Below are 16,388 nucleotides of genomic sequence, written 5' to 3' on the forward strand. Positions count from 1 at the left end.
CCCAATCCTAGCCGGCGCGAAGTGAAGGATTGTTTTCGCTGCCTGCGGGGATCAGCGGCAGGCGAGCTCGGTTCCCTGCAGGATCGCCTGGTCCCAGGATCGATAGCCTGTGGCATTCAGATGAATGCCTTCGAGCGTGAACGGCGACTCCATCGGCGGCAGGGGCAGGAAGGTCGCGCCGGTGCGCCTCGCGAGGTCCGGCAGCTCGGCGCGGTAGCCGGCGATGCTCGCCATGGCGGCCTTCTCCATGGCTGGCGTGAATGGCCCGCGCGCCTCGACGAGGGGAAACTCAGCGATGAAGATGCGCGTGGTGAGCTTTGACAGCTCGCGCAGCAGGGCCTCGTAGCGTCCAGCGAAGACCTCACTGGAGTCGGGCTTGGCGGTCAGTGCATCGTTCACGCCGAGGGAGACGATGATCGCGAACGGCCGTTTCGGCCCGAGTGCGGGCTTGAGCCAGCCGGCGAGGTCGCTGCGCGTCCCGGCGCCGGCGAGACCGGCGTTGACGACCGGATGCCCGCAGGCGCTGGCCGGCAGCGTCGCCGCCTCGACGATGCTGTCGCCAAGCACGATGATCGGATCATCGGGGCGCGCCAGCAGGTTGTAGTGGACGATGAGCTGGCGAACCGTCCGGTGGTCGCTGCCGGACGGCGCCGCAGAGCGGCGCACCAGCACGAACGTCGCGGCTGCCGCGGCAATCACCGCAAACAGCACAAAACCCAGTCGCGCCTGTGCCTTCGCTGCCATGTGGACGATTGGTGCCCTCGATCGGTGAGACCGTAGTGCAAATTCGCAAACGGAGCTCTAATTCGCCCGCGTCCAGGTCGAGGACCGGCAGACGATGCCGCCGAGCGCGCAGCCCGCGGTCGTCAAGGTGCCGCCCGACAGCGTCATCTTGGCATCGTAGGTCTTGCCGTCATCGGGATTGCTGTAGCTGCCGGCCCAGGCATTGGGTCCGGTCGGCTTCATCCCGGAGAACAGCCGCTGGCCGACCTTGGCCGGGGTGTCGGTGCCCTCCTTGATCCAGACCAGTGTGCCGCAGATGGCGCCGCCGCAGGGGGTGAACTTGACCTTGGAGGCGCCGCTCTCGCGCAGCCAGACGCCGGTGACGTCGTCGGCGAGCGCCGGGCCTGCGGCCAGCGCGAGCGAGAACCCAAGTCCAAGGACAAAACGACCGATCATGCGTGCCTCCCTAATCCTTCGAGACGAGCTTGTTGCTGGCGGATCGTGTCGGCGATGCGGCGGGCCGACGGCGATACGCTTCGTCTCCATTGTTCAACAAAGATAGCAGGTTCGGACATGCTGCACCTCGCGACCGGGCGTGCCGATGTGGCGCGACAGCGGCGTATCCGGTGTTTCTGCGTCCGGAAGGTTCCGGGTTCGGGCTCTTTCCAATGGTGGGCAGATGGTGCTAGGAGGTTGGGCCAGGGGCGCGCTGCCCACTCATGTTTCCCACCCCGCCGGGCCGAATGAAGAACGACCAGCTGCTCGCCCAGATCACGGAGTTCTGCCGCCAGTCGGATATGGCGGAGTCGACGTTCGGCCGGCGCGCCGTCAACGACGGCAAGCTGGTGCAGCGGCTGCGCGAGGGCAAGCGCATCACCATCGACACGCTCGACCGCATCCAGGCCTATATCGCGGCATCCACCGGCACCCTGCCGCCGCGGCTCGATGTCGTGCCCGAGAAGCGCGATCCCAAGAGCAATTTCCGCTTCTTCGAGAATCGCCAGAAATATCTCTTGTTCGTGCACACCTGCAGCGAGAAGCGGGTGGTGGCGGAACGGGTGGGGCTCGAGCTCGCCAGCATCCATCCGCGGCCGCCGGCGCTGCGGCTGTTCGACGCCGGTGTCGGCGACGGCACCGTGCTGTCGAAGGTGCTGCGGACCATGCATGGCCGCTTTCCCCACATCCCGTTCTATGTCGCGGGCAAGGAGCTGAGCCTCGAGGACGTCCGGCTGACCTTGGAAAAGGTGCCGGACCGGCTGTTCGAGCACCCCGCCAGCGTGTTCGTGTTCACCAACATGAACTATGCCGAGGCGCCCTGGCTGACCCCGGCCTCGCCGTCGGTGGCGGCATCGATGATCTGGCACGAGGTCGTGCTGCAGGGCGATTCGTCGGGGGATTTCGAGACCCAGATCGCGGCGCTGAAGCCGTTCCTGGAGCAGAACTGGCGCGCCAACGTCTCCCAGCGCACGGGCATGCCGGTCTATGAGCGGCCGATCGCGCTGGTGCTCTACCGCGAGGATCACCGCTTCCTGCTCGACGGCATCATCCCGCGGGCCGGGCGGGTCGAGGCCAATTTCGACCTGATCATCGCCTCGCAGCCCTACCGGGCCCGTTCCTCGGTCAATTTCCGCGCCAAGCGCATCATCGCACCGCTGGCGAGGGCGCTGAAGCCGGGCGGGCGGCTGATCGGAATCCACTCCCATGGCGAGGATCCGGGCCTGGAGATCATCCAGGCGGTCTGGCCCGGAGAAAATCCTTTCTCGGTCAGCCGCCATGAGCTATTGCGCGCCGTCAAGTACGAGTTGGGGTCCAGTGGGCGGGACTTAAATTTTAACGCCTATGCGGACAATCGCTCGATTTTCAGGTATGAGATGGAGGCTCTGCCCAACGAGGTCACCGGTACCATCGGAACCTCGACGGCCTTTGCAGCCTGGAACGCGGCGGTGTATGTCGCGCAGATCGAGGAAGACCGCCTGACGGAGGTCGCCCACTCGTCTCGTGCGCTCGACGCCGCCAGAGAGGTTCTGCGAAAGCACAACGGGCTGTGGTTCTACGACGAGTCCTACGTCATCTCGCGGCGTCGCGACTGACATTCCTTAGGGATCAATACAAACGACCGCCGTGGGCGGCGAAGAAGGGGTTGCTTGATGCGCGCGTCATATCTGTTCACCTCGGAGTCGGTGTCCGAAGGCCATCCGGACAAGGTTTGCGACCGTATTTCCGATGAGATCGTCGACCTGTTCTACCGCGAAGGGCCGAAGGCCGGCATCGACCCCTGGCAGATCCGCGCCGCGTGCGAGACGCTCGCCACCACCAACAAGGTCGTGATCGCCGGTGAGACCCGCGGCCCGGCTTCGGTTACCAACGAGCACATCGAGCACGTCGTCCGCGAGGCCATCAAGGACATCGGCTACGAGCAGGAAGGCTTCCACTGGAAGACCTGCGACATCGAGATCCTGCTGCATCCGCAGTCGGCCGACATTGCGCAGGGCGTCGACGCGCTGCAGCCGGGCGAAGTCAAGGAAGAGGGCGCCGGCGACCAGGGCATCATGTTCGGTTACGCTTGCAACGAGACGCCCGATTTGATGCCGGCGCCGATTTTCTACGCCCATAAGATCCTGCGCCTGATTTCGGAAGCCCGTCATTCGGGAGTCGAGAAGGTGCTCGGCCCGGACTCCAAGAGCCAGGTCACCGTGCGCTATGAGAATGGCAAGCCGGTGGGCGTGCGCGAGATCGTCGTCTCGCATCAGCATCTGGTCGAGGACATGACCTCGGCGCAGGTGCGCGAGCGGGTCGAGCCCTATGTGCGCGAGGCGCTGCCGAAGGACTGGATCACCAAGGACACGATCTGGCACATCAACCCGACCGGCAAGTTCTACATCGGCGGCCCCGATGGCGACACCGGCCTCACCGGCCGCAAGATCATCGTCGACACCTATGGCGGCGCGGCTCCGCATGGCGGCGGCGCCTTCTCCGGCAAGGATCCGACCAAGGTCGACCGCTCCGCGGCCTACGCCGCCCGCTACCTCGCCAAGAACATCGTCGCTTCCGGTCTCGCCGACCGCTGCACCCTGCAGCTCGCTTATGCCATCGGCGTGGCGCGGCCGCTGTCGATCTACATCGACACCCACGGCACCGGGAAGGTATCCGAGGACAAGCTCGAGAAGGCGGCGGCCGAGGTCATGAACCTTACCCCGCGCGGCATCCGCTCGCATCTCGACCTCAACCGCCCGATCTACGCGCGCACCGCGGCCTACGGCCATTTCGGCCGCACGCCGGACAACGAGGGCGGCTTCTCCTGGGAGAAGACCGACCTCGCCGAAGCGTTCAAGCGCGCGGTGTAGTTGTTAGGGCCGTCATTCCGGGGCAGCGCAATAGCGCTGAACCCGGAATCTCGAAGTGATGGATTCCGGGTTCGCGCTGACGTGCCCCGGAATGATGTTTTTTGACAAACAGGAACCCCACATGACCGCCAAGCCAGGTTTCACCGACTACATCGTCAAGGACATTTCGCTCGCCGAGTTCGGCCGCAAGGAGATCTCGCTCGCCGAGACCGAGATGCCCGGCCTGATGGCGACGCGTGAGGAGTATGGCCCGAAGCAGCCGCTGAAGGGCGCGCGCATTGCGGGCTCGCTGCACATGACCATCCAGACCGCGGTGCTGATCGAGACGCTGAAGGCGCTCGGCGCCGACATCCGCTGGGTCTCGTGCAACATCTACTCGACCCAGGACCACGCCGCCGCGGCGATCGCTGCCGCCGGCATTCCGGTGTTCGCCGTCAAGGGCGAGACGCTGGTCGACTACTGGGACTACACCGCCAAGCTGTTCGACTGGCATGGCGGCGGCCATCCGAACATGATCCTCGATGACGGCGGCGACGCCACCATGTACGTCCATCTCGGCCTGCGCGCCGAGAACGGCGACGCGGCGTTCCTCGACAAGCCTGCCTCCGAGGAGGAGGAGGTGTTCTTCGCGCTGCTCAAGAAGCAGCTCAAGGAGAAGCCGAAGGGCTACTTCGCCGAGATCGCCAAGTCGATCAAGGGCGTCTCGGAGGAGACCACCACGGGCGTGCACCGTCTCTACGACATGCAGAAGGCCGGCACGCTGCTGTGGCCCGCGATCAACGTCAACGACAGCGTCACCAAGTCGAAGTTCGACAACCTCTACGGCTGCCGCGAGTCGCTGGTCGACGGCATCCGACGCGGCACCGACGTGATGATGTCCGGCAAGGTCGCGATGGTTGCGGGCTTCGGCGACGTCGGCAAGGGCTCGGCCGCCTCGCTGCGCCAGGCCGGCTGCCGCGTCATGGTGTCCGAGATCGATCCGATCTGCGCGCTGCAGGCGGCAATGGAGGGCTATGAGGTTGTGACGATGGAGGACGCCGCGCCGCGCGCCGACATCTTCGTCACCGCCACCGGCAACAAGGACATCATCACCATCGAGCACATGCGCGCGATGAAGGATCGCGCCATCGTCTGCAACATCGGCCACTTCGACAACGAGATCCAGGTCGCCTCGCTGAAGAATCTGAAGTGGACCAACATCAAGCCGCAGGTCGACGAGATCACCTTCCCCGACGGCAAGCGCATGATCCTGCTGTCCGAAGGCCGCCTGGTGAACCTCGGCAATGCGATGGGCCACCCGTCCTTCGTGATGTCGGCGTCCTTCACCAACCAGACCCTGGCGCAGATCGAGCTCTACGCCAACAACAAGGACGGCAAGTACAAGAAGGAAGTCTACGTGCTGCCGAAGTCGCTGGACGAGAAGGTGGCGATGCTGCATCTCGCCAAGATCGGCGTGAATCTCACCAAGCTGCGCCCCGACCAGGCCTCCTACATCGGCGTCAAGCCGGAAGGCCCGTTCAAGTCGGACCACTACCGCTACTGATAATCCGGCGCGACGCGCGGCGGAGATGGTGAAGGCCGGGGCATTGCCCCGGCCTTTTGTTTTGTCGTCATCGATGCTCCGAAGATAGGACGTCGTCATTGCGAGCGAAGCGAAGCAATCCAGGGTGTCGCGTGCGACTCTGGATTGCTTCGTCGCTTCGCTCCTCGCAATGACGGAGAGAGTGTGCGCTCTACGAAATCAACGAGATACTGCCACCTGCAGTGTACGTGACAATCACCCTGTCCGCCGCGAGGCCAGCGCCGACGCGCGCACCGCCTTCGTGCGCTTTGCCGCATGATGCTCCGGTCGCGCGGCGATCCGCTTGCCCTTCTTCGTCTCCGCCGCCGCCACCCTCACCGCAGGCGCGCGATGCTTGGCATATTCCTCGCCGTCGACCGGGCCGACATGCGGCGGGTCGCGATCGAGATAGGGCCGGCCGATGCCAAAGCTCTTGCCGTTGGCGTCGACCCATTTCCACAACTGCTCGGTCGCCACCCAGCGCTGCGCGCGCGTCGCGCCGTTGACGCTGACGATGTCGGCCGCGAGTCCATGGCCGTAGCCGCCGCGCAGGCTGCCGCCGTGATAGGAGCGGTTGGTCGCGGCCTTCAGCCCGCTCGCGATCTCCTGGCGATAATCGTCGCGGAAGCCGCTGGTGATGCCCGGCGCGAGACCCGCGGCCTCGGCGGCGTGCAAGGTGTGAAACAGCTTCAGCTTGAAGCCGCGGTCCATGCCGCCGATCACGTACTCCATCATGCTGCGGCCGACGCGCTCGGCCGCCTTCGGATCCTTCCAGGTGAAGTCATTGTCGACCAGCTTGGTGAAGCTGCGCGTCACCTTCACCATGCGCCCCTTGCGCTTGACCGTGACAACGCGGCGCTCGGTCTCGCGGATCTTGTCGAGCTTCGGCGCGCGCTCGTACAGCGCCCACAGATAGCGATCGATGCAGGCATCGATGGCGGGGCACTCGTCGAGGATCTCGATGCGGTCGGCGCTGGCGACGGTGGGCCGAGGCGGTTCGGTCGCTGCGCTGGGCGCGGCCTGTTCGTCCGCTGGCAGGACGGCCGATGGCGTGATCGACGCGGTCGTCAGCGCGGGCTCGGCTGCGGTCGGCTGCGGCGACGTCGCGATCGGCTCCGCGACGACGGGCGGCGTCGCCGCCTCGATCTCGGCGGCGGCCGCGGGCCATGCCGCCGCACAAGCTATCAGGACAACGGACCGACACAACGCACGCGTCGAAAGCTGCTGCGAGCTCATCATCCGGCCTCCCCAAAATCCGAGCCCCTGCTGGTGAGGGGCGGTCAGGCATCCGATACCTGCGATTGTTCGGCGCAAGACGGCCCGGCGCAATAACGCATCTCCGCGCCCGCGCAGCTTTTGCGAGAACTGTGGCCTGCGTGCAACGCTCGTGAGTTCCGGGTGTGGCGCGATTCGCCGCGAACGATCGTTCGGCGACGACAGATGATGGAGATCGCAGGGCCTCCGGCTGACGCCCTACGCCGCACGCGGCTGAGCCGGCCAGTCAGCTCGTGCGCGAGCTGCGCCGCAGCAGCTTCCGCCCTGTCAGCATGGCGCGGGCGAGATTCTCGCGCTGCAGGCGGCTCACCAGCACCACGCCGGCGACATGCAGCACCACCAGCGGGATCAGCAGATATGACGTCACCTCGTGGGTGTCCTCGACCCACCAGATGCCGAAGAAGCGCACGGTCACCTGCATCGCGCCGGTCACCACGGAGACGATGAGCAGAAGCAGCAGTGCGAGCTGCATCGCCGTGCCCGCAGGGTTCAGCCCGAGATAGCGTCCGGTCCTGCCGCGCCGCAGATTCCACAGATAAGCGGGCGTCGCGCGCAGCCGGGCGCCGATGCTGCGGAAGCGCGAATGGCGGGTGCCGATGATGCCCCAGATCAGGCGGAACGCAAGCAGTCCGAGGATCGCGTAGCCCGCGATCCGGTGCAGGCCGTCATGGACGTTCGGCGTCACCCAGGCGACGAGCACCAGCACGGCCAGCATCCAGTGCCACAGCCGCAGCGGAAGGTCCCAGACCCGTACGGTCTCGGCGGCGTCCCGGTGTTTCAGGCTGGCGCGGGGGGCTGTGCCGTGCATGGCTCTCACGTCAGGTCATCCAGCACGCTGGACGACGCTTGCGCCAACTACTTGGCGATCGTGTGCTTCAGGCTGAGATCCTCCGGGCTGTAGAACAGCTCATACAGCTTGCCGCCCTTGACGCCGTAGACCTCGTAGCAGGTGCCCTCGACCTTCGAGCGGCGCACCTCGTAGCCCGCATCCTTCGCCTTGGCTTCCGCCTCGGCCGCCGGCTTCCACGACGCCTTGTCGAGCTTGGTGCAGTCCTTGTAGCCGTCGGCCAAGGCCGGCGAGATGGCGGTAAACGCGACAGCGAGCGCGGCCGCAATGGTCAGTCTCATCAATCCCCCCAATGAGCAAATTCAAATACGATGCACCGTGGGATCAGTGGAGACGGCAACCGCCCCGATGTGTCAACGGAGCGGCGGCTGGAATTGCTCTTAGAGCTTTTCCAAATTCGCCAGGGCCGCGATTTTTCAGCCGAAAATCGCAGACGGCGTGATGCGCGACGTTACGTCTCGCTCGCGCCGCTCATTGCGACACTGTGGTCGTCTGGCGTCCGCTCTCGCCCTGTCCCGCCGGCGGGACAGGGCGCCGATGCGAATGCCGGCGTCAGAATTCCAGGTTCGCACCCAGATAGAACGACCGCCCGGGACCGGGAACGGCGGTGCCCCACATCGTCGCGGTGCCCGATACGCCGCCGCCGGTGGCAGCGACGGTGCCGGCCTCCTTGTTGAACGACATCGATGCGCCCTCGCCGATATAGGCGCCGCCGAGCGGCAGGTAGTAGAGCTTGTTGAACAGGTTCTCGACGCCGAAGCTGATGCGCAGCTTCTGCCAGCTGTAGTTGCTGCGCAGGTTGACCAGGCCGTAGGCCGGGGTCTTGAGCTCGTTGCGCGCGACGGAGACGTCGGACTTGCGGCCCACCATCACCAGCTCGAGGCCGCTGTCCCAGCCGTCGAGCCGGTGCGTGAGCGTCAGCTTGCCGTTGATCGGCATGATGTTGTAGAGGCCGCCTCCGGTGTCGAGGTTCCTGCCGTTGGTATAGCTCAGGACTCCTTTCAGGCCGAAATCGCCGATCGGCGTCCTGCCCAGCGGCACCTTGCCGGACAGATCGAAGCCGTACAGCCGTGCCTGCTGGTTCATGTACTTCATGATCACAAACTGGTTGGCGACGGCAGGCACGGCAGCGGTGTTGGTGGCGGCCTTCCACTGCACCGCATCGATGTAGTCGCGCACATGGGTGTAATAGGGTGTGAGCCGTATCTCGGCCTCATGGTCGGCGCTGTGCCAGGCGCCGGTGAAGCTCACGGTATGGGCGACCTCGGGTCTCAGATTGGGGTTTCCGAGATAACCGTTGCCGTCGCCGACGAAATTGTTCATCTCCAGCGCCATGGTGTTGCGCGACCACGAATAACGCTCGTAGAGATTCGGCGACCGGGTCTTCTGCATCGCGCCGAACTCGAAGGTGAGATGGGCGCTCGGCGTATTCCGGAACAGCGCCGTCAGATCGACATTGTTGTCTTTTCGCGAGCGATCCATGGCGTTGAACGCCGCGCGGGAGCCGACCGAGCTCGTCTCGTACATGCCGGACATGAACCCCGATGTCAGCGGCGTGGTGCTGGTGTTGTAGCCGACGACCGGTCCGGTGTCGGTCTCGACGCGCTCGAACCGCACGCCCAGCAGCGACAGCCAGGACGGGCTCCACTTCGCCTCCCACTCGCTGAACACGCCGGCCCGGTCGCGCTTGCCGCCGTTGATGTTCCAGAATGTCAGCGGCGCCATGCCGCCGATGCAGTTGCCGACGCCGCAATCGGGGGCCGGCGGCCACCAGTCGTCGAGACGATAGGTCTGCAGGTCCACGCCGACGCGGACCACGTCGCGGGGCGACAGCGTGATGTCGGCCTTGGAGGTCAGGCCGTTGGTCTTGGTGCGCGTATACATCGGCATGCCGTTGACCGGATAGCTCGCACCCGTCGTGTTCGGCGGGCGCAGCGTGCCATACGAGAGCAGCCGATCGCCGCCGAAGTTCATGTAGTGATCGACGGACTGATGATAGAGGCGGGTGTCCAGATCGCCCCAGTCGAACCGGCCGAGATGGTGCAGGTTGAGGCTGTAGGCATCGTTGCCCAGCATGTCCATGCGCTGGTTCGGGTAGAGCTGATAGGGGACCTCCTGCACTCCCGCCTTCAGCTCGATGAGCTGGCCGTCCTTGCTCCAGGCGATGCCCATCAGATGATTCCTGGTCTCGTAGGCGGATGAGCCGACCTGATCGAGGGGAAGCACCGGCGTGATCGAGCTCCTCAGGGTGAAGTTCTTGAAGTTGCCGCCGGCCGTATAGTTGTCTGCCTTGACCGAAGCGCCGCTGTAGCTGACGCTGTAGTTCTCGGTGGCCATGGTGGCCGACAGGTTGACGCCGCGCACGTTGCCGTTGCTGCGGTAGAACGTGCCGATGCTGCCTTTTGTCAGCAGGCTCTGCCCCGGCGCCGCGAACAGGGCCGCCGGCGAGCTGACGGCGACGGTGCCGCCGATCGAGTCGCCGCCGACGCTCACGGGAGTGATGCCCGCCCAGACCTTGGCTGCGGCGACCTGGGCTGGATCGATGTAGGACAGCGCCGGATTCATGTGATTGGGACATGAGGCGATGGTGTCCATGCCGTCGACCTTGATGCGCAGGCGGTCGTCGGCGAGGCCATGGATCGCCGGCAGGCTCGAGACCCCGCCGGCCGAATAGAGGCTGACGCCGGGTACATCGGCAAACAGCGCAGCGGTGTCGTTCGTGATGGCGCGCTTCGCCAGGATGTCACCCGGCGCAACCGAAGTGGCGCCGGGAGGCGCGGCGACGCCGTCGGATGAGGTCGCCTGCGGCGGTGGCGCGCTTGCCGGATTGGTCGTCGCCGCATGTGCGCCCCTGCGGCGGACGGCCGTTCGGGCGGCCGGACGGGGCTGCGGGACAGTGACCGTCACCTGCGGCAGCGTGGCGGCAGAGCGAGCCCGCGATGGGTCCTGCGCAAGCACGGGGCTCGAAAGGGCGAATGCCAGCAGCGCAGGCGATGTCAGCACGGTGGTTGAGCGGAGCAACCGCCGCCGGACGGGTGTCGAACATTGGTCCATGATGGGATCTCGGAATAGGAATGGGAGAGGCGTCTGGCGGCGAGCGCGCCGTGGCCCCGTGAACATGTCGCGACGAGGCGGCTGCGGGCACGGCTGCGGCGACCGCCGGACGGCAGCCCACAGCGCGCGCGGACGAGACCGGCCGCATCGTGACGGGATGAGATGTCTGGAGTGATCGGCCTAGACGGCCGCCGGTGGTCCGCGAGCGACCGGCAGTTCGAGTGCGGGCCGGAGCGCCGCAACGACGTCGATCCGCTCGATCAGGATCGCCACGACCACCGGCATCGGCCGCGCCATGGCGGGTACGTGCGGGACGGTGACGCCGCGTCCGAGCGCACAGAACGGACAGCTCGCGCATTGCTTGGCCGCAGTGCCGATATCGTCCGACGGCGGACCGTCGGTGGAGCTCTGACAGATGATGGCGGTGTCGGGAGCCGCAACCGCAGCGCTCATCGCGGAGAACGCCAGCACGGACTGGAAGATCAGGGCCCATGCCGCGAACCAGACGAGAGCGCCGCCGAGCCGCGACAGCGCTGCGCGGCGCCGCGCTGAGCGCATGCGCGCCTCACGTCGTCCTGATGCGATGCCTTGTAGTTGACGCCCCTGACGAGCCACCGACTGACGCCCCCGTCCCTCGCAACTACCTACAGGAGCGGACATCCGGTTGGCAATGGACGACACGCGGCCGGCTCGACTCCCGTCGCAGTGGATCAATTCGGCCACAGTGAAGTGACTTCAACTCATTCGCGAGCGGCCGGCGCGACTGAAACGCGCGCGGGCCATTCTTGCGAGTCGAACTCAATCGCGGCGGGGTCTCGCGACGGATGACGGCCGAGCCTGGACGCCGTCAGCGACATCTGTCAAATATAGCCTCATGACCTTCCGCATTCGCATCGCAGGCGCTGCCGTCAGCAGCCGAATTACCGACCCGGCCTGATCCGTCGGGCCGGGCGCTTCCGCCTGCGAGAATTGCCTGTGAATGCTCTTGGCGCCCGAAGATGCGCTGTATGCGAGGTCTGTATCCGTGTCTCCCAACCAACCGACGCTGCACCTCGTGTGCGGCAAGATCGCTGCCGGCAAATCGACGCTCACCGCGGAGCTCGGCCATCGCTCGGCCACCGTCGTGGTCGCCGAGGACGACTGGCTGTCGCGGCTCTATCCCGGCGAGCAGAGCAGCTTGGCGGACTACGTGCGCAATTCGTCACGGCTGCGCAGCGTGATGGGGCCGCATGTCGTCGCGCTGTTGCGGGCCGGCGTTTCGGTCGTGCTCGACTTCCCCGCCAACACGCCGGCGAGCCGCGCCTGGATGCGCAGTCTGTTCGAAGCCGCCGGCGTGCCGCACCAATTGCATCACCTCGACGTTCCCGACGAGGTCTGCAAGGCGCGGCTGCGCGCGCGCAACGCAGAAGGCCGCCACGCCTTCACCGTGACCGACGAGGAGTTCGACCTGTTCACGTCCTACTTCGTGGCGCCGACGCCGGATGAAGGATTCGACGTGATCGTGCATCGGCCGTGGTGCCGCTCGCAATAAACAGAGCGATCGTCAACGTGCTCGTAGCCCGGATGAGCGAAGCGACATCCGGGTTCACCGGCATACTGCGTGAGACCCCGGATGTCGCTTCGCTCATCCGGGCTACGCGTCGTGAGCCGCTGCAAGTCGCTCCTAAGCGCTGTGCATTCCGATCCTGAAGCGCCGATTCTGCCGGCCCTTGTTGTCCACTTTCACGATGCGGATGGGCCGGGCCTGCGCCGTCGAGACCAGATGCGTGCCGCCGCAGGCTTGGCGGTCGAGGCCGTCGATGTCGACGATGCGGATCAGGCCGTCGGCCTGGCGTGGCGGGGCGACGGATTTGGCGCGGAACAGGCCAGCGGTCGCCTGCGCCTCGTCGTAGCCCATGTCGAAGGCGCGGACCGGGCGATCGTCCGAGATCGCCGCGTTGACCGCGTCCTCCACCGCGCGCAGCTGCTCCGGCGCCACCTTGGGCAGATCGAAATCGACACTGAACTCGTCGGTCTCGGTCATGCGGACGCCGGTCAGCAGCGCGCCGTCGAACAGCGTGTAGACGGCACTGTTGACGAGATGCGCCACCGTGTGCTGCTCGCTCATGCGCTGCCGGAACGCCGGATCGACGCGCAGCTCGATCGCCCCGTCCGGGATGGCGTCATCACCGATCAGGTGCCAGATGCCGTCGGCGGTCGGCTCGAACCCGGTGACGACGCGGACGATCCCGTTCCACGCGATCGTGCCGCGGTCCGGCAACTGGCCGCCGCCGCCGGGATAGAACGGCGAGCGCGCCACCAGCACCGCGCCGGGGCGCGCGTCGAGCGCGGTGATGTCGAGATCCAGCACGTCGGGACGATCGACAGCGAAAGGGCGGGGCAGGAAGTCGGTCATGCAGAACGGCTCGCAATCGCATAGCCCGGATGAGCGGAGCGACATCCGGGTTCATCGAGACGGCGCGTGAGGCCCCGCATATGGCTGCGCTCATGCGGGCCACGAAGCTACGACGATACGCAGCATCGCGGCGCTGTGCAAATGGCCGTTCCTGTCTCGGCCGCAGCGCCGGGTCTCAGCGGCATGCCGCCACCGTGAACCACGCCATGCGAAACGCGCCATCGCCCAGGCGCAGGCACACGGTGTCGCCCGGCTGCAACCTTTCGTACAGCGCCTGCGCAACATGTGCATCGGTGGTTCTCGCGAACGGGCCCCACGGCTCGAGCGTCACCTGATGCGTGGCGAGCCGGCTATGGCCGAGATGCTTGGCGAGCACACGGCTGCGCAGCAGCGCCGGCGCCGAGCGGTCGAGTGCGGTGTTGAACTGACCAAGCGCCCCGAACGCATAGGCGGCGACGAAGAGAGCGGCGAGCAGCAGCCGCCAGCCGCGGCGGCGGAGCTGGGTTTCGAACCGCGCGGCGACGATGAGGAAAATGATCGCGACCGCGGTCGCGAAGGCCGTCAGCGGCAGCCAGTCGACGAGGTTGATGTCCGACAGCGTGCGCGCGGCGAGCGTGCCGGCCGCCACGATGCAACCGGTGCCGAGATTGGCGCCGTAGCCGGAGCCGAGGCCGATGCGGAACCGCCCGGGAAAGCGCAAGGTGAGGATGAGCGCCAGCAGCGGGATGACGGTGACGACCGCGATCAGCTGACCAGCCGGAAAGCTCGGGAAGAGCGACCAGGCTGCGAGCCCGATTGCGAACAGCGAAAAGCCCAGGGCGATGCGCTGCGACGGCGCGCCACTGCCGTCCCGGCTGTCGCTGTCGCCGGGTCTGTCGTCGCGCGGGTGGGGAGCGTTCATCACCAGATCCGTATCGAGGGTGTTTCCCGCTGATAGCGGAGGAGGGTTGACCGACGACGAATGCGCCGGCGATTTGACAGCGACGAGCCGGGTTGCGACTGTCCGCAGCCAGAGCAAGAAAGCCGCACCAGGAAACGCCAGGAACACCTCATGTCAACAGAGCATGTCGACGTGCTGATCGTCGGCGCCGGGCTGTCCGGCATCGCCGCCGCCTATCATCTGCAGCACAAGTGCCCGGGCAAGCGCTTCGCGATCCTGGAGGGGCGGGGCGCGATCGGCGGCACATGGGACCTGTTCCGCTATCCCGGCATCCGCTCCGACAGCGACATGTACACGCTCGGCTATTCGTTCAAGCCGTGGACCGATCCGAAGGCGATCGCCGACGGGCCGCAGATCCTGAAATACGTCCAGGACACCGCGACCGATAACGGCATCGATCGCCACATCCGGTTCAACCATCGGGTCCGGCGCGCGTCGTGGTCGAGCGCGGACGCACGCTGGACCGTCGAGGCCGAGCGCCGGACGGAGCAGGGCACGGTCGAGACCGTGCGGATGACCTGCGGCTTTCTGTTCATGTGCTCCGGCTACTACCGCTACGAGTCGGGCTATCTGCCGGACTTCAAGGGCATGGCCGATTTCAAGGGCCGCATCGTGCATCCGCAGGCCTGGCCTGAGGATCTCGACTATGCCGGCAAGCGCGTCGTCGTGATCGGCTCCGGCGCGACCGCGGTCACATTGGTGCCGGCGATGGCGAAGTCCGCCGCGCATGTGACGATGCTGCAGCGCTCACCGACCTATGTGGTGTCGCGCCCGGCGCAGGACGCGCTCGCCAACAAGCTGCGCCGGCATCTGCCCCCTGGCCTCGCCTATCACCTGATCCGCTGGCGCAACGTGCTGTTCGGGATGTATTTCTTCCAGCTCAGCCGGCGCAAGCCGCAGCGGGTCAAGCAGCTGATCCTGGGCGGGGTGCGCGCCGCGCTGGGTCCCGATTACGACGTCGCCACCCATTTCACGCCGCGCTACAACCCGTGGGACCAGCGGTTGTGCCTGGTGCCGGACGGCGACCTGTTCAAGACCATTCGCGAGCAGCGCGCCTCGGTGGTGACGGCCGGGATCGAGACCTTCACCGAGCGCGGCCTGCGCCTCGCCGACGGCCGCGAAATTGAGGCCGATATCGTGGTCACCGCGACCGGGCTGGTGCTGCAGGTACTCGGCGGCATCGAGGTCGTCGTGGATGGCCGCACCGTCGATTTCGCAAAGACGCTCAACTACAAGGGCATGATGTATTCCGACGTGCCGAATCTGGCGGCGACGCTCGGCTACACCAATGCGTCCTGGACGCTGAAATGCGACCTCACTTGCGAATATGTCTGCCGGCTCCTGAACTATATGGACCGGCACGGCTATCGCCAATGCGTGCCGCACAATGACGATTCCACCGTCACGCCGCTGCCGTCGCTGAGCTTCAGCTCCGGCTATGTGCAGCGCGCGGTTGCCGATCTGCCGAAGCAGGGCTCGAAGCGGCCGTGGCGGCTGTACCAGAACTACGCGCTGGATATCGTCTCGCTGCGCTTCGGCAAGGTCGACGACGGCGTGATGCGGTATTCGTGAGGGAAGGGGGGGCGTGCGGCGCTCACCTCTATGACGTCAGCTTGGGGCGGCTCTCTCCACATCGTCATGGCCGGGCTGATCCGGCCATCGATGTCGTTGGGCTTGGAAGAACGCGGATGCCCGGAACCGGTCCGGGGCATGACGGGTAAGCAACCAGCAGTTTGCTTGGCGCTTACCGCTCCGCCGCCCCCTCCCGCAGCGGCGCGCGGCTGAGTTCGTTGGCGGCCGCAATCGCCTTGCGCATGAGGCGCACCAGCTCCTTCGCCTCGGCCCCGCTGAGGCCGCGCACCATCAGCCGCTGCGCCGCCTCGACCGCCGGCGTGATCGCCTCCAGCGTCCTTCTCCCCTCATCGGTGATCAACAGCTCGCGTGACCGGCGGTCGCGCGCGCTCGCACGGCGGACGACGAGGCCCTTCTGTGCGAGCCGGTCGATCACGCCGGTGATCGTGGTGCGGTCATAGGCGATCAGGCCAGCGAGCGTGATCTGGTCGATGGCCGGGTTGGCCGCGATCGCGGCCAGCGCCGCGTATTGCACCGGCGTGAGGTCGAAGCCGGCCGCTTCCACCTCCGCCAGGAACACCGCCACGGCGATCTGCTGAAACCGGCGTGCCAGGTGCCCCGGCATGTCCCGCATCTCGGTCAATTCGAATCTCCTGTCACCAGCTTGACAAGTATAC

Annotated in this window: 15 protein-coding genes; 5 read left to right on the forward strand and 10 right to left on the reverse strand. The window is 66.3% G+C overall.

Annotation, left to right across the window (positions count from 1 at the left end; translation table 11 throughout):
- Positions 1–51: 51 nt before the first annotated feature.
- On the reverse strand, positions 52–744 hold the full coding sequence (locus QX121_RS21725) for an SGNH/GDSL hydrolase family protein (RefSeq protein ID WP_315796585.1): 693 nt from the start codon (positions 742–744) through the stop codon (positions 52–54).
- 57 nt (positions 745–801) lie between these two features.
- Positions 802–1,179, reverse strand: a complete 378-nt coding sequence (locus QX121_RS21730; protein ID WP_315738976.1) for a DUF2147 domain-containing protein — start codon at positions 1,177–1,179, stop codon at positions 802–804.
- Positions 1,180–1,466: 287 nt separating this feature from the next.
- On the opposite strand from QX121_RS21730, the gene QX121_RS21735 reads away from it, so the two are divergent.
- The 3 genes from QX121_RS21735 to ahcY all read left to right on the forward strand — a co-directional run bounded on the left by QX121_RS21735 (position 1,467) and on the right by ahcY (position 5,610).
- On the forward strand, positions 1,467–2,813 hold the full coding sequence (locus QX121_RS21735) for a hypothetical protein (RefSeq protein WP_315812985.1): 1,347 nt from the start codon (positions 1,467–1,469) through the stop codon (positions 2,811–2,813).
- Between the two features lie 57 nt (positions 2,814–2,870).
- Positions 2,871–4,067 carry a methionine adenosyltransferase gene (gene metK, locus QX121_RS21740; protein WP_315738974.1) on the forward strand — a complete coding sequence of 399 codons (1,197 nt, stop codon included), beginning with the start codon at positions 2,871–2,873 and terminating at the stop codon, positions 4,065–4,067.
- 121 nt (positions 4,068–4,188) lie between these two features.
- Entirely contained in the window at positions 4,189–5,610 is a 1,422-nt protein-coding gene (gene ahcY, locus QX121_RS21745; protein WP_315759149.1) for an adenosylhomocysteinase, read from the forward strand.
- Between the two features lie 234 nt (positions 5,611–5,844).
- Here the strand turns inward: ahcY and QX121_RS21750 are convergent, their stop codons facing one another.
- From QX121_RS21750 to QX121_RS21770, 5 genes are all read right to left on the reverse strand, one after another.
- A complete protein-coding gene (locus tag QX121_RS21750) occupies positions 5,845–6,867 on the reverse strand; it encodes a hypothetical protein (RefSeq protein WP_315782781.1) in 1,023 nt (340 codons plus the stop codon).
- A gap of 262 nt (positions 6,868–7,129) precedes the next feature.
- The gene (locus tag QX121_RS21755) at positions 7,130–7,711 is read right to left on the reverse strand and encodes a cytochrome b/b6 domain-containing protein (protein WP_315782779.1); all 582 of its coding nucleotides are present in this window, start codon (positions 7,709–7,711) and stop codon (positions 7,130–7,132) included.
- A gap of 47 nt (positions 7,712–7,758) precedes the next feature.
- The gene (locus QX121_RS21760; RefSeq protein ID WP_315759145.1) at positions 7,759–8,031 is read right to left on the reverse strand and encodes a PepSY domain-containing protein; all 273 of its coding nucleotides are present in this window, start codon (positions 8,029–8,031) and stop codon (positions 7,759–7,761) included.
- A gap of 271 nt (positions 8,032–8,302) precedes the next feature.
- The gene (locus QX121_RS21765; protein ID WP_315812986.1) at positions 8,303–10,657 is read right to left on the reverse strand and encodes a TonB-dependent receptor; all 2,355 of its coding nucleotides are present in this window, start codon (positions 10,655–10,657) and stop codon (positions 8,303–8,305) included.
- 327 nt (positions 10,658–10,984) lie between these two features.
- Complete coding sequence (locus QX121_RS21770) at positions 10,985–11,362, reverse strand: hypothetical protein (RefSeq protein WP_315812987.1); 378 nt, start codon at positions 11,360–11,362, stop codon at positions 10,985–10,987.
- A 466-nt stretch (positions 11,363–11,828) separates the two neighbouring features.
- Here QX121_RS21770 and QX121_RS21775 point away from each other — a divergent pair, with 466 nt between their 5' ends.
- Positions 11,829–12,335 (forward strand): ATP-binding protein, encoded by a 507-nt coding sequence (locus QX121_RS21775; protein WP_315812988.1) that lies wholly within the window; start codon positions 11,829–11,831, stop codon positions 12,333–12,335.
- A 132-nt stretch (positions 12,336–12,467) separates the two neighbouring features.
- On the opposite strand, the gene QX121_RS21780 is transcribed toward QX121_RS21775, so the two are convergent.
- Positions 12,468–13,199, reverse strand: coding sequence for an alanyl-tRNA editing protein (locus tag QX121_RS21780; protein ID WP_315812989.1), 732 nt, complete (start codon positions 13,197–13,199; stop codon positions 12,468–12,470).
- A 175-nt stretch (positions 13,200–13,374) separates the two neighbouring features.
- Complete coding sequence (locus QX121_RS21785) at positions 13,375–14,100, reverse strand: hypothetical protein (protein ID WP_315812990.1); 726 nt, start codon at positions 14,098–14,100, stop codon at positions 13,375–13,377.
- A 60-nt stretch (positions 14,101–14,160) separates the two neighbouring features.
- Here QX121_RS21785 and QX121_RS21790 point away from each other — a divergent pair, with 60 nt between their 5' ends.
- The gene (locus QX121_RS21790; protein WP_409999359.1) at positions 14,161–15,711 is read left to right on the forward strand and encodes a flavin-containing monooxygenase; all 1,551 of its coding nucleotides are present in this window, start codon (positions 14,161–14,163) and stop codon (positions 15,709–15,711) included.
- 172 nt (positions 15,712–15,883) lie between these two features.
- On the opposite strand, the gene QX121_RS21795 is transcribed toward QX121_RS21790, so the two are convergent.
- Positions 15,884–16,336, reverse strand: a complete 453-nt coding sequence (locus QX121_RS21795; RefSeq protein ID WP_315813014.1) for a MarR family winged helix-turn-helix transcriptional regulator — start codon at positions 16,334–16,336, stop codon at positions 15,884–15,886.
- Between the last annotated feature and the right edge of the window lie 52 nt (positions 16,337–16,388).

The organism is Bradyrhizobium sp. SZCCHNR2028 (assembly GCF_032380995.1).
Lineage (GTDB): Bacteria > Pseudomonadota > Alphaproteobacteria > Rhizobiales > Xanthobacteraceae > Bradyrhizobium.